Here is a 13,154-nt window from a genome sequence, read left to right as displayed (position 1 = left end):
GCCATTCATTTAATATTCATCCAGACCGAGCAAGGTTGGGTGATCTTGTTGCAGCATTTCATATGCTTCCTCATCACTGCCTGCAATGGGAAAGATCAGATTGAATTTGGCAATATAGAGCAACTCTTTCACGAATCCATCTTCAACGATAATCACCATATCTTGATTTTGTTGTTTCAGTTTTTTGCCAATGTTGATCAATACTCCGAATCCCGTACTGTCTATGGTTTCCAACTGACGAAGATCAAACAGATAACCCGCCGCATTCTCAAGCATCTCCAGCACTTGCTTCTTCACAATTTCTGTCTGGCCATAGATTAATTTACCTTCAAAAAGAATCTTTTGCAGATCTTTTACTCGCTGTGTCCGAACAGATGCTGATTGCTTGCCAAATGAATTGTGTAACGGATTAACACTCATAACCTACCCCTCCACATGATTGCCACCGTTTACTGAACCTTAAACTTGCTGACTTCTTCTTGCAGGCGATTTGCCATGAGTGCAAGTGATTCCGAATTTCCTACCATACGGTCAACGGCTACAGATTGTTCGTGTGCTGATGCAGATACTTCCTGTGAAGATGCCGCCGTCTCCTGAATAATCGATGCGATCATCTCAGTAGCACCAACAATTCCTTCCATCATTGATGCAACCTGATCAAATACTTGTTGCATTTCCTTCACGCTGATTTCTGTTCTTTCAACTTGTTGAACGATTGTGGAAAGTGCGTCTCCACCTTGCTTGATAATCCCCACTTGCTGCTCAACTGCTTCCAGATTGCTTTCCATCGTCCGAACGGTTACAGATGTCTCTGCCTGGATATCCTTAATCAATTCAGTAATCTGCTGTGCAGCCTGCGAAGATTGCTCTGCCAGTTTTCGCACCTCATCGGCTACAACGGCAAATCCTTTTCCTTGCTCTCCTGCTCTTGCCGCTTCAATGGCAGCATTCAATGCGAGCAAGTTCGTTTGATTGGAAATATTGGTGATTACGGTAATAATACCGCCAATTTCATCGGAACGTTTACCCAACTTCTGAATGGAGTCCGTAGCAAAGCGAACCGTATTCGTTACCGCACTCAGATGATGAATGGCTTTATTGATCGCTTCTTCCCCACGACGTGCTTCCTCGGAAGAACTTACTGCAATCTCAACGGTTATCTGTGCTCGCTCGTCTCCGTTAGTTACCTCTTTCTTCGCATTCTCTACCAGTCCGAGGACCGTACCTGCCTGATCTGCTTGCTGTGTGGTACCACTTGCTACCTGATGAATGGCAGAAGCAATTTGTTCGGCAGATTCCCCTGTCTGATTAGCACCTGAACGCAATGCCTGGCTGCTCTCATTAAGGTGCGACGAGGTATCTTTTACTTCGGTAACCAGCGTTCGTAAATTGGTTACCATCTTATTGAAGTTGGCAGCCAATTCACCAATCTCATCCTTGCTCTTCACATCAAGTGTACTAACGGTAAAATCACCATTCGCAACAAGATTGACTTGGGAAATTACTCGTTTAATCGGGCTAATGGTTGCTCGTACAATCAGGAAAGTAACAATAGCAGCCACAAATGGCAGAATGCTGCCAATGATAACTGTATTCTTGATCATTTCCCAAGTCCGATCATTCAGAATGTTAGCATCAAAATCAATCGCATTCAGTGCAATAATCTCTTTGCTTTCATCATGGTCCTTGTAAATTGGCGCATATCCTGTAAAGCGTTCTACTCCATTGAATGTATACACTTCAGAGAATTCCGGGTGTTTCATACTTTTGACCATATCTATGGCAGCCTGATCGATGAAATATGCGTCTCCTGCCTTGATCCCTTGCTCTTGTGAGGACTTGTCCGCAGCCAAAACCTTGCCGTCGAGCGAAAGGATATACTGGTTTTTGAAAATTGGTTTCTTGGAGATGGTCCAGCTAATCTCACCTTCAACCTTTTCACGAACAGAATTGTCGCCACTAGCAAGCTTTTCGATATCAGAAGGCGTCAAAATACCAGTAGTAATATTTGCGCAGCCGTACAATTCAATACCTGCAGCTTTTCGTACTTGCTCGTAACTGGTAAAGTAGCTTACCACCGAGACAAGCCCAATACTTACCAGAACAATTGATAAAACGATAATTGCTATTTTTCCGGTAATGCCAATTCTCATCACGAACCCCCATTTATCTACTAGTTTGTTTGACTTCCTATGTGCTCACAATCTGATTACGTCCATTTTGTTTTGCTTCATATAACCGTTTATCAGCGATTGCGATCAAACTTTTGAGTGAAGTTTCTTGATCGGGAATTACACTGGCTACTCCACCACTGATCGTTACGAATGAACTGATCTGTGATTGGCTATGAGGAATAGCTGCCGCTTCTATTAAACTGCAAATCATGATGGCAATCTTCGCAGCACCTCGCAAATCAGTATCTGGCAGCACTACTATGAATTCTTCTCCACCGTATCGAGCAGCAAAGTCACCAGGTCTGCGCAAGGTTTTATCGATGATATTAGCTACCTGTTTGAGGCACTCATCACCTTTTTGGTGTCCATAGGTGTCATTGTATTCCTTGAAATAGTCGATATCGATTAGTATGACTGACAGTGGGGCCTGATTTCGAATGGAACGATACCACTCTTTTTGATAATTCTCATCAAAGTATCTCCGATTCGGGATTCCCGTCAGCCCATCGATGGACGAGAGTTCCTGCAGGCTTTGGTTTGCTGCCGCAAGCTCCTGCTCTACTTTGATTCTTTCTTCGATGTCCTGTTTGAGCATCGCTTCCTGTCTATTGCGATTAATGGCACCTCCAATGCTGGCAGCAGCGGCAATTAGACCAGCTTCTTCATTTTTGCTCCAAATCCGCTCTTTTTTACAATCATCAAAGCCGATAAATCCCCAGAATTGGCCTCGGACAAAAATTGGCACTACCAGAATGGAGAGGATGTTTTGTGATATGAGCAAATCTTTTTCATTACCAGGCAATTCCTTAACCAATCCAACAATCGGGCGTCCCGCTGACAGTTGTTCATACCAGCGTGAGATGCCCATTTTGTGATAAGAAATATTTTGCAGGGAGGAATTACCCATTTGTGGCTGTATCGAATCTCTAACCCACTCGAAGCGCTGACTAACCAGTATATCACCAGATGAGGGTTCCAGATGATTTTCAAACACATAAACCCTGTCAACGCTTGCATTATAACCCAGAATGGAGAGAACTCTTTGTATCGTTTCTGTAAAATCTTCTGTCATCGTCAACAGATTAATTGATGCTTCAGCGACACCTTGCAGCAACCGCCCGCTTTCACGTAATTCCTTTTCCATCCTCTTACGCTCGCGAATGTCCCGAATAACACTGGCAATCCCGACAACCGCTCCAAAACTGTCACGTATGGGAGAGATGGTAACACTCACATCAATCAAACTGCCATCTTTGTTCAGTCGAACCGTTTCAACATCTGTCAGTCTTTCACCCGCAATTACTTTCGTCCGTATTTCCTCGAACTCATAATCCAAATGTTGCGGGATAATAGGGGTATGCATCCCCTTGAGTTCCTCACGCTTCCAGCCAAAAATAGACTCATAGGCAGTATTGACTAACAGAACTTTTCCTTCCATATCGAGCACTTGAATGGCATCTGTCGTATTACTTATGAAGGACTCCAGTTGTTCCTTCACCTCAAGAATCTGTTTTTCGACCCGCAGGCGATCAGAAATATCTTTGAATACACATACTGCTCCAATCACGGAATCGTTTTCAAGGATCGGTGTAACTACGTATTCTACCGGAATTGTAGTACGGTCTTTTCGCCAGAAGACATCTTGTCCACGGGTTTGCGGAATGTTTCTCTGGGATGCCTGGTAGAGCGGACATTGCTCCATTTTACTGGGGGTACCAATCAAGTGGCATTGGCATATTTTTGTGTATACATTTTGTCCTAACAACTCATCTTGTTCGAATCCAAGAATCTGCAGGGCAGCCGAATTGATAAACGTAACATTCCCATTCGGGTCAAGACCAAATATTCCCTCCCCCGCAGCCTGAAGGATGAGTTGGGTTTGATAATTTAGTCGTTTGATTTCTGCTTCGGCCCGAAGTACATTTGATTGCGCTTGCTCAATGGTGATGTCTACCTGATATGATTTTTCCTTATATTGCAGGATCGTTTTGACATACTCTTCACTAAATGATTCTTCCTCTGGTACAGAAGGGAGATCCGTAATATCCTTGCCACAATGGGGGCAGTCCCAGTGACTATCTCCATCAATACTGGAAATGGATGTCTTAAAACAGAAGCAGCACATCTTCTTAATCATCATGTAGACTCCCCCTACTTCACAATAATTACTGGAATCTGGGATTGATTCGCAATCCCCAAACTGACACTGCCCAGCGAGAGAGAAGAGTAGTTTGATAGACTACGGCAGCCGAGGAGGATCGCATCCATTTCATGTTGGGTAGCATAGTCCAGGATGGTTTGTGTGACAGGACCTTCGATGATTTGTGAGCATATTTGTGCATCCATCTCCGCAAGGTAGTCTGTGACTTTTTTCACAAGTTCCTCTGCTTGACGGTAAAGCTCCTGCTTAATTTCCGGGTATGTCTGAACCAATGCGGAGTAATTGGGGATTACATGAACAATATGAAGGTCTTTGGTAACGCATGGGAAATAACGTTCAATAAAATCATGGTATTTGTGTACAAACTCCAGGCCATCGACTGCGATCATTATTTTCATAGTTTTCACCATTCCGTTACGAGAAGAATCAAACCAAATAATCATCAAAAATAGCATACTGGCTAACAAGAAAAGACCAGTTGTTATGAACTGGCCGGTTGCACTACTAGCTCCCTATCACCCAAGTGCCCAGTTTACAGGTGACAGCTCATTGCTTCCATGAACTATTACTGATTGATATGGTAATTGTTACTATAAAGGTAACATTTTTTTTCATAAATTACAGTAGTTTTGTCAAAAATCAAAGAAAAAAGTCGCTTTTTTTCTTGCGACTTTACTTACCCTTCAGCCAGCTTCTCCAAAAACAGTTCATTCCAGTTGCGCCCCGCTTCCTTCCACGCAACAACAGGTGAATCATCTATCATTTTTCCCTGATTAAACAGGAGGACACGGTCAGCAACATCAACGACATCGTGCAAAACATGAGATGAGAAAATTACGGTTTTGCCCATCTCCTTATACTCATGCAAAATCTTTTTCCACAAATCAATCCAATACGGGTCAAGTCCATTACCCGGTTCATCCAGTAAGAGAATATCAGGATCGCCAAGCATCGCCTGGGCTAACAGCAGTCTTTGTTGCATTCCCTTTGAAAAAGTAGCAACTTGCTTCTCTGCTGCAGTATCCAATCCTACTTTCGCCAGTTTGCTGAGTACTTCTTGCTTCGTGCACTGTTTCATTTTTGCGATAAACAACAGGAACTCATACGCTGTGATTTTGCTTGGAAACTCCAGTCTGTCCGGCATGTAACTGATTTTTGTTCCAGTTGCCAGATGGATGGAGCCACTTGAGGGAGTCAGTACGCCTGCGATTAACTGAAGCAAGGTACTTTTGCCAGCACCATTGCCTCCGCACAAGGACGCACATTCGCCTGCGGTAAAGTAAATCGTAAGCGGCTCCAGGGCAGTATGATTCTGATACGTTTTGGAGATGCCAATCCCTTCCCAAATCTTAGCCACGTCCCTCTCTCCTTTCCAGATATCGTCTGCCAATGACCAGTGGAATCCCGACCCAAACCAGCAAAATCCCTGCGAACACAGCTAGAAGAGAAAAACCATTCTTCATCACCGATGACAAGGTATAGAACAATGGCCCGTAGACTCCACCATCTCCGATCGCCATAACGAAAATAACACGCAGTAAATCGGCCGGATTCAGAGCGATCATCGCAATGGCAAAGCTTTTCATCATCGTAAAAGGTAGAAAAGGCAGGATGACTACCATCAGCATCCCGTAAACCAAGACAGAGAAAAACCATATCACCAGACTGCTGAAAATGGCCTGAATTCTACTGGAAACGATGCTGCCGAGCAAACAGCCAATCGCCATGTAAATGTAAGCGAGCGCCAAATTGACCAGCAAAAATAAAAGAAACAGAGATAAATCTGCCTCTCCGATAAAGAGAGAAAACAATAGTCCTCCAACTCCATAACCCAGAAATATGGCAATGGAAAGGGACAGTGAGAGTCCGAGGAACTTGCCCCATAGATAGGTTCTGACAGACAACGGAATAGATCTGAGCAACGTGAACATTCCGTCTGTATGATCTCCGGCTACAGAAACAGAGCCTAACAGCAGGGAAAGTATCGGGATAATGTAGATAGACAGATTTAAGAGCGAGGAAATTTCCCGGCTAAAGCCCTCGTGTCCGCCGCCACCGTAAGTGTACACGGAGACATAGAGAAGTAGTCCGGAGAGAACAGCAAACAAGGCGGAAAACCCGGCAATCCATCTATTTTTCCTGGCAAGGTTTAGTTCATAGAAAATAAAATCTTTCATTTGTCCTGATGCCAATCATGTGAAGATAACCCTGCTGCATCGAGAATTTGCCCTTTTCCATGCTCCTTGACAAAGGCCTCTGCTGCTTCTTTTGTCTTGAAGGAGTGAACACCGTATCCCATCGGCGTTGCTTCTTCTGCCAGGACGACAAAGGTTGCCTTCTCTTTTTCAATCCACTCATTTGTATTGCGGTCCTGTACATAGATGCCTGCTCCTGCAAGCTGATCTTTATGTGCGGCCTCATATTTGGTCTCACAGCCGATATCATCAAATTTCTTGACCTGCCCATCTGCCATAGCAATCTGCGCAGCATAGCCATTATTCATTACTGCCATATGGCATTCTTCACATGTATCTACGGCTTCATTAACTGCTTGTGGCTGCGGTTTTGCTTGCCCTCCACATCCAGCAAGCAGAAAAAAGCAGGCCGCCATAACTGTTGCCCAAATGGTAATCTCTCTTTTTCTCATCTATCTTTTCCCTCCTATGGTCTCGAATAAGTAGCACTCTTATAGATGAAAGAAATACTTCCAGCTACCAGTACGGAGCAAATGAAAATAAACACGGGAAACATGAAGCCAGCCCCAGTTTCTCGCAGGTCTTGCTGTTTGATGGTTGGCGGCTTTATCAAGGGATAGGCATCGATGACCGTATCATCTGATTGAGCCACGGTATCCAGGAAAGATTGGGCAGGGCTGGCAAACATGATTTGCAGGGCTGGTGCTTTTTCAATCCAGTGAAAAAGGAGTCCTTGACTGCTATAACCGGTCTCCCCGATCTGATCCCCTGTTACGTCAAAGCCAACATAATCATCCCAATAGTTGCCCACTCCCTGTTCTTGAAAGACCTGTGAGCGGATGCCATCCTCTACAACGGCTTGCTGGACATTTCCGATGAATGAATTACGGATGATTACCGAATTCTCAATCGGCCCAAAAATATCGATACCAATGGAGTTGGAGCTGATGTTATTCTCAGAAATCTTGCTGGCTTCTATCGAATCGATGCCAATTCCATGTGTGTTGTCGGAGATGACGTTATCGATCACCTTGCATTCCTGACACTGAAACAGCAACATACCGAAACCCTTGGTATCACGTTGCTTGAGAAAGCGATTCTGCTCAAAAACCGCCTGATTCGTCTCCATGACCATTGCTCCGGTCACGCTCTGGTTCACCTCATTTTTTTGGAATCGGCTTCGCCCTGCAGACATCAGATGAAATCCATAACGTGACCCGGTTACTACATTTTCTTCTATTACATTGTCAAAAGACTGATCAAAATAGATCCCGTCCTGTACGTGCATGATTTTGAGTCCCTGTATTATGTTGCCGCTACTGTGATCGAGTTGAATCCCGTTTCCTCGTTTTTGCACTAGACTCGATGCATCTCCCGTTATAGTCAAGTTCTTGATGACTACTCCATTCGCTGTGACAGTTACTACGTTCTCAGTCCCAACTCCTTGAATTACCGATCTATCTATTCCTTTGCCAACTAGCTTCAATGGTTTATTGATCACAATGGGACCCGTATAAACCTCATCTTCTAATGGAATGGTTGCATTAGGTGGCGCCTGATTTATCTTTTCTTGTAAGCTGCTTGCATACGCACTTCCCTGTGGAATGCACAAAAGGATGAGCAACAGTAAAACGATTGGCATTATACACCTCCCCGTATACAACCATACCAACTTTTCAACAAAGGCAAATGACTCTTCCGGGCTATATAATTGTGAACATTTCTCGACAATGCCAGGAAGCCATTTCCCGGAAATTACTATTTTTAAACAAATGTACAATTTTTCGAAATCAGATATTTGTGTAATTTGCTAGAATTTTTGTATAATAACCATGAAATATATTGAAGAATTTGGAAAGGAATACACCACATGACCAAAAACGGACTATTCCCCAGACAAGGTTTATCTGAACTAGAATTAGCTGAGATCTTTCAGCTTGCAGATCAATGCGACACCTATGAAAACATTCAATTGAAATTGAACCGTGATATGCTTCGAAGCCGCTCTACCAACGAGACAAATGACTTTCTTTTCTACCATGATGACCAATTGGTCGGATTTCTCGGTATTTATATCTTCCGTTCCACCGAGGCTGAATGTTGCGGTATGGTCCACCCTGACTTTCGACGAAAAGGCATTTTCACCGTATTAGTGAAGGAAGCCCTTGAAGAGTGCACCAACAGACAAATTCCTAAAGTGCTCTTTATTAGTCACAACCGATCCCAAGCAGGAAAAGCATTTTGTCAATCAATAGGAGCTACTTATTCGTTCTCCGAGTATTGGATGGATTGGAAGGAAGGGTCAAGGAATGTGGCATACCGAGATGATATTTCTCTGGTTACAGCAAGTCTGGAAGACGTGGATACACTCGTTGCTTTGGACGTTTCCGGATTCAATTTAGAAGAAAAGGATGCAAGAGAGTATGTCCTGTATAATTTTGGTAAAAAATCGGACACTACCACTCTTATTGCCATTTTAGATAATCAGCCAATCGGAAAGATTAATGTACTTGTAGAAAACAACAAAGCTTTTATCTACGGGTTTAGTGTTGCTCCCGACCTTCGAGGCAGGGGGTATGGTAGACAAATCCTGAATCAGACAATCGATCGATTGCTACAAAAACAGATTCAAGAGATTGCTTTGGATGTCGCTGCAGAAAATAAAAATGCTCTTGCCCTCTACCAATCATGCGGGTTTCATGAAACTGGGGCCAATGAATACTACGTGATCAATTGCCTTTCGAAATAAAGGAACTTTAACGGAGATCATCGATCCTCAGTCGATGGTCTTTATTATTTCATCGTCGTTGTCCATGTCCTATGTTTATGTATGTACCTATATCAATTGGTAATAATAAGCATACTTCTTTTTGGTATAGGAGAGATTCCCACGTGAATTTCTTGGATTTTTGGAAACAAAGCACCCTTAAACACTCCAAAGGGCAGGATACAAACGATGTAACCTATCCTGAGTCAAAGGGAACCATTACTCTAGAAACGGTACAAGAGAATCTTCACCGGATCGATGATGTGCAATATATCGACTTTCATTTACCGAACAAAGAGCTTGTCACATTAATCAATATCAAAACTCTTGTCAATTCTTCTACTCTTCACCGAATGGTTCTGGAACCGTTGAATCTGTATCTGGATCAACACCCCGAAGATTTGCTGAAAACGGCGATCATAATGGATTCGAATGAATTACCCAAGCTGCTTCATCACATCGCCTCTGGTTTTACCATTCTATTTTTTCACGAACAGGGCCTGATTCTTGCGATTGACACGAACAGTACCCCGGAGCGTAGTATCTCCACGCCGGAGAACGAGACAACAGTACTTGGACCGCAAGACTCTTTTACGGAGTCACTGGAAACAAATATCTCTCTTGTGCGAAGAAGAATTCGCTCCATTAATCTGAAATCAAAACTCTTCCTGATCGGTACAGAAGCCAGGAATAATATTGGCGTTCTTTATATGGAGAATATCGCTAATCCCGAAAATGTCCAACGGGTTATTCACCGTTTGCAAAATGTTGAATATGACGGGTTTACCGGCTTACCATCTATTGCTCAGGTCATCGAGGATAAACCCTATTCTCCCTTTCCGCAATATTTCATTACCTCCCGGCCAGATAACACTACAAAGCATTTACTTGACGGACGTGTCGTTGTGATCATGAACGGTTCACCCGAGGCAATTATCACTCCCTCAACCTTTTTGGAAATGTTTTTAAGTATCGAAGACATTTACAATCGTTGGCCGACAGCTACATTGCTTCGCTGTATCCGTTTTTTTGGTTTTTTTGTGACCATTTTTCTTACGTCCACTTATGTATCCGTCTTGACCTATCATCCCGAGATGTTGCCTCCCGCTTTACTTATATTGCTGTCGGAATCACGGAGCAAGGTTCCGTTCCCCCCGCTGATTGAAGTTCTGTTAATGGAATTGGTCATAGAAATCTTGCGGGAAGCAGGAGCAAGGATGCCCAGTAAAATCGGTCAGACGTTGGGTATTGTGGGCGGTATTGTGATTGGCACCGCTGTGGTTGAGGCAGGATTGGCCAGTAATATCCTGATTGTCGTTATATCTGTTTCTGCCCTTCTCTCTTTCTTGCCGACCAATTTGCAGATGGCCAACTCATCTCGATTTATGCGATACATCTTCATCATCATGGCAGGGATATTTGGTATGTACGGTCAAACCATCTCATTAGCCTGGATGCTTGCCCACCTGTCCGAAGTGACTTCTCTGGGAAGTCCGTATATGGGGCCGATTCCCCGAAAGTTCACTGATCTAGCCAATTCGATCATAAGAGCCCCTATATCCTTCTTGATTAGCAGAAGCGGGATCTCTCGGGCAAAGAAGGAGCTGAAAGTTCCTCCGAAAGAAGAGTGAAGGTATGGATCGAGGGAAAATCAAAAAGCTGCAGCCGATACACGTCATTTTTCTTGTTCAGAATTCCATGGTCGGGGTGGGATTACTCTCGCTGCCACATGATTTAAGTGCTGCAGGCTATAATCAATGGATACTCCCTGCTATATTTGCCGTGATAGCCCAGCTTACTCTTCTTTCCATTTATTGGTTGGGAAGATGTTATCCAGATGACACACTCTTTGTCATCAATGAAAAACTTCTTGGTAAATGGTTAGGTAAAGGCATCTCACTTTTTGTGATTGTCTATTTTATGATTCAAGTTGCCACTGTTACGGAAGGCTATCTCCGTCTCATCCAAATCGTGACTCTTCCGTATCGAACCATTTTGGGACCCATGATTGTTCTATATATTGCAATGGTGTATATCGCCCTAGGAGGGATTAAAACCATTGCCCGCTTTTGCATCATTGGTTTTTTGATGACTGGATGGATGATCTATTATTTACAATGGGCGATGGCAAAAGGACATCCAATTCATTTGTTTCCCCTTTTCGACCTTACGCTGCATGATTTTTTCTCATCCTTTAAAACAGGATATGCTGCTATGATGGGATATGAATTGCTCCTGGTTTACTTTCCTTATGTGGTCAATCAAAAGAAGGTATATAAGCATGCCTCCATCGGAATCTGGATTACTGCCGCTTTCTACGTGACAGTCTGCTTCACTAGCGCCATTTACTTTACCCGGTGGCAAATGGACAATCTGCGTTTCCCCGTACTGAACCTGTTTAAAGCAGTTGAACTCTCTTTTATCGAGCGAATTGAGAATTTTGGTGTTTCCCTATGGGTCTTTCTGATTCTTACAACTGCGTGTTCTTATCTTTGGGCGGCTCAAAAGGGAATTGAGACCATTGTAAATAGAGAAAACAGAGGAATCCTTGTTGCTTGTGCCATTGTTTCCTCGCTGTTCATCTTGCTGCCAATCCCTCACGAAATCAAGCACAGGCTGTATTTTGAATGGAACTTCTATCTTGGTCTTTGCGTCGTTCTGTATCCTACTCTTCTACTGCTCATTCACTTGTTCCATCGAGGAAGGATGAGGTACCGTGGGACTGCTTAGATTGATTTTATTGTTAGTCGTAATGATCATCAGTGGTTGTTCACAAGAACTGGAGAAACCCACTCTCGAGGATTTCGGGTTCATTGGAATCATTGGTTTAGACTATGCTGGCAAGGACAAATTCAAAGTGACGGCAACCGTTCCCAGGCCCAATACCGGCCAAAATCAGGTGACAGAGTTCTATCAGGTCGTCGTCCCCATTTATCATGAGGCATTGCCTAAGTTAAACAGAGAGTCAGACCGAACCCTCACTACGACTCAACTGCGTGTTTTGTTGATCAGCAAGGAATTTGCCAGCAAAAACGGGGTTGCCCGAGTGATTAAAGCTCTCTATCGTGATCCCTCGATTGGAGATGCTCTGCTCGTTGCGATTGTTGATGGTTCCTGCGAGAAGCTGCTGATGCAGGGCTCCAAAGAAAATAAGACGGAAATTAATACGTTTATGAATAACCTGCTGCGACCTCGCGGGGATACGGACTTTATCCCTTTTACAACCTTGCAGGATCTGATCTTTGCACTCACAGATGAGACAATTGACCCTGTTTTGCCGTGTATCAAATACGATGAAAAGGACAAAAAAATTCGCATTGTCAATATTGCTCTTTTTCGAGACGACAAGCTGGTGGACACCGTTAGCATGGAAGAAGGAAAAATCCTCTTCACCTTCTTCCAGCATATGACCTTGACTGATGTAAGTCTGACGATTCACGAAACGATAGATAAGGGCGAGAGTAACGTAGTCCTGTATGCCATTGATTCGAAAAACCATATTCGTGCCTCAGGAAGTGCAACGTCACCGAAAATTAACATCCTCATAAAAATGAAGTGTTCGATCATCGAATATACGGGAAAGAAAAACCTGGAGGACGAGGACCAAGTCGATATGGTTGAAGAGGCAATTGCGAAAGAATATGAAAGGCAAGTTGCCAATTTGGTTAATAAACTACAGAAACTGCGGGTCGATCCTATGTTTCTGGGAGAATATGTGCGGAGCCATCAGAACAAAAAAAATTGGTCAAAAGAAAAATGGCGCAATTTGTTTCCGAAGGCTAAAGTAACTGTCGATGCACATATACTCGTTGTCAGCTCAGGTACTATTAAATAAAATGGAAAAAGGCGACCTAAGC

The 13,154-nt window shown here is 43.5% G+C and carries 12 protein-coding genes and 1 riboswitch; of the genes, 4 read left to right on the top strand and 8 right to left on the bottom strand.

What is annotated here, in order from left to right:
* Positions 1 to 9: 9 nt before the first annotated feature.
* The 8 genes from ACPW7N_RS07275 to ACPW7N_RS07240 form a co-directional block, all read right to left on the bottom strand.
* Positions 10 to 420, bottom strand: coding sequence for an STAS domain-containing protein (locus ACPW7N_RS07275; RefSeq protein ID WP_425650376.1), 411 nt, complete (start codon positions 418 to 420; stop codon positions 10 to 12).
* A gap of 29 nt (positions 421 to 449) precedes the next feature.
* Positions 450 to 2,153: a methyl-accepting chemotaxis protein gene (locus ACPW7N_RS07270; protein WP_425650375.1), complete on the bottom strand. Its 1,704-nt coding sequence runs from the start codon at positions 2,151 to 2,153 to the stop codon at positions 450 to 452.
* Positions 2,154 to 2,190: 37 nt separating this feature from the next.
* Positions 2,191 to 4,314, bottom strand: coding sequence for a sensor domain-containing diguanylate cyclase (locus ACPW7N_RS07265; RefSeq protein ID WP_425650374.1), 2,124 nt, complete (start codon positions 4,312 to 4,314; stop codon positions 2,191 to 2,193).
* Between the two features lie 11 nt (positions 4,315 to 4,325).
* The gene (locus ACPW7N_RS07260) at positions 4,326 to 4,733 is read right to left on the bottom strand and encodes a universal stress protein (RefSeq protein ID WP_425650373.1); all 408 of its coding nucleotides are present in this window, start codon (positions 4,731 to 4,733) and stop codon (positions 4,326 to 4,328) included.
* An 83-nt stretch (positions 4,734 to 4,816) separates the two neighbouring features.
* Positions 4,817 to 4,901: riboswitch (cyclic di-GMP riboswitch) on the bottom strand.
* A gap of 110 nt (positions 4,902 to 5,011) precedes the next feature.
* The gene (locus ACPW7N_RS07255; RefSeq protein WP_425650372.1) at positions 5,012 to 5,692 is read right to left on the bottom strand and encodes an ABC transporter ATP-binding protein; all 681 of its coding nucleotides are present in this window, start codon (positions 5,690 to 5,692) and stop codon (positions 5,012 to 5,014) included.
* Positions 5,685 to 6,512, bottom strand: a complete 828-nt coding sequence (locus tag ACPW7N_RS07250) for an ABC transporter permease (RefSeq protein ID WP_425650371.1) — start codon at positions 6,510 to 6,512, stop codon at positions 5,685 to 5,687. The genes ACPW7N_RS07255 and ACPW7N_RS07250 overlap by 8 nt, the downstream gene beginning before the upstream one ends.
* Positions 6,509 to 6,982, bottom strand: a complete 474-nt coding sequence (locus tag ACPW7N_RS07245) for a nitrous oxide reductase accessory protein NosL (protein ID WP_425650370.1) — start codon at positions 6,980 to 6,982, stop codon at positions 6,509 to 6,511. Before ACPW7N_RS07245 ends, ACPW7N_RS07250 begins: the two co-directional genes overlap by 4 nt.
* Positions 6,983 to 6,996: 14 nt before the next feature.
* Positions 6,997 to 8,172 carry a NosD domain-containing protein gene (locus ACPW7N_RS07240; RefSeq protein ID WP_425650369.1) on the bottom strand — a complete coding sequence of 392 codons (1,176 nt, stop codon included), beginning with the start codon at positions 8,170 to 8,172 and terminating at the stop codon, positions 6,997 to 6,999.
* 228 nt (positions 8,173 to 8,400) lie between these two features.
* Between ACPW7N_RS07240 and ACPW7N_RS07235 the strand changes: the two genes are divergently transcribed.
* The 4 genes from ACPW7N_RS07235 to ACPW7N_RS07220 all read left to right on the top strand — a co-directional run bounded on the left by ACPW7N_RS07235 (position 8,401) and on the right by ACPW7N_RS07220 (position 13,132).
* Positions 8,401 to 9,279, top strand: coding sequence for a GNAT family N-acetyltransferase (locus ACPW7N_RS07235; protein ID WP_425650368.1), 879 nt, complete (start codon positions 8,401 to 8,403; stop codon positions 9,277 to 9,279).
* Between the two features lie 143 nt (positions 9,280 to 9,422).
* A complete protein-coding gene (locus ACPW7N_RS07230; protein ID WP_425650367.1) occupies positions 9,423 to 10,928 on the top strand; it encodes a spore germination protein in 1,506 nt (501 codons plus the stop codon).
* Between the two features lie 4 nt (positions 10,929 to 10,932).
* A complete protein-coding gene (locus ACPW7N_RS07225; protein ID WP_425650366.1) occupies positions 10,933 to 12,027 on the top strand; it encodes a GerAB/ArcD/ProY family transporter in 1,095 nt (364 codons plus the stop codon).
* Positions 12,014 to 13,132, top strand: a complete 1,119-nt coding sequence (locus ACPW7N_RS07220; protein WP_425650364.1) for a Ger(x)C family spore germination protein — start codon at positions 12,014 to 12,016, stop codon at positions 13,130 to 13,132. Before ACPW7N_RS07225 ends, ACPW7N_RS07220 begins: the two co-directional genes overlap by 14 nt.
* The last annotated feature ends 22 nt before the right edge of the window (positions 13,133 to 13,154 follow it).

This window comes from Brevibacillus nigriterrae (genome assembly GCF_049846925.1).
Taxonomy (GTDB): Bacteria; Bacillota; Bacilli; order Brevibacillales; family Brevibacillaceae; genus Brevibacillus_H.
This window is presented reverse-complemented; position numbering and strand designations above follow the sequence as displayed.

Excerpts from the sequence above, each read along its gene's own strand:
- ACPW7N_RS07265 (WP_425650374.1), bottom strand. The coding sequence starts at position 4,314 with ATGATGATTAAGAAGATGTGCTGCTTCTGTTTTAAGACATCCATTTCC.
- ACPW7N_RS07275 (WP_425650376.1), bottom strand. The coding sequence starts at position 420 with ATGAGTGTTAATCCGTTACACAATTCATTTGGCAAGCAATCAGCATCT.
- ACPW7N_RS07245 (WP_425650370.1), bottom strand. The coding sequence starts at position 6,982 with ATGAGAAAAAGAGAGATTACCATTTGGGCAACAGTTATGGCGGCCTGC.
- ACPW7N_RS07235 (WP_425650368.1), top strand. The coding sequence starts at position 8,401 with ATGACCAAAAACGGACTATTCCCCAGACAAGGTTTATCTGAACTAGAA.
- ACPW7N_RS07225 (WP_425650366.1), top strand. The coding sequence starts at position 10,933 with ATGGATCGAGGGAAAATCAAAAAGCTGCAGCCGATACACGTCATTTTT.
- ACPW7N_RS07240 (WP_425650369.1), bottom strand. The coding sequence starts at position 8,172 with ATGCCAATCGTTTTACTGTTGCTCATCCTTTTGTGCATTCCACAGGGA.
- ACPW7N_RS07270 (WP_425650375.1), bottom strand. The coding sequence starts at position 2,153 with ATGAGAATTGGCATTACCGGAAAAATAGCAATTATCGTTTTATCAATT.
- ACPW7N_RS07250 (WP_425650371.1), bottom strand. The coding sequence starts at position 6,512 with ATGAAAGATTTTATTTTCTATGAACTAAACCTTGCCAGGAAAAATAGA.
- ACPW7N_RS07260 (WP_425650373.1), bottom strand. The coding sequence starts at position 4,733 with ATGAAAATAATGATCGCAGTCGATGGCCTGGAGTTTGTACACAAATAC.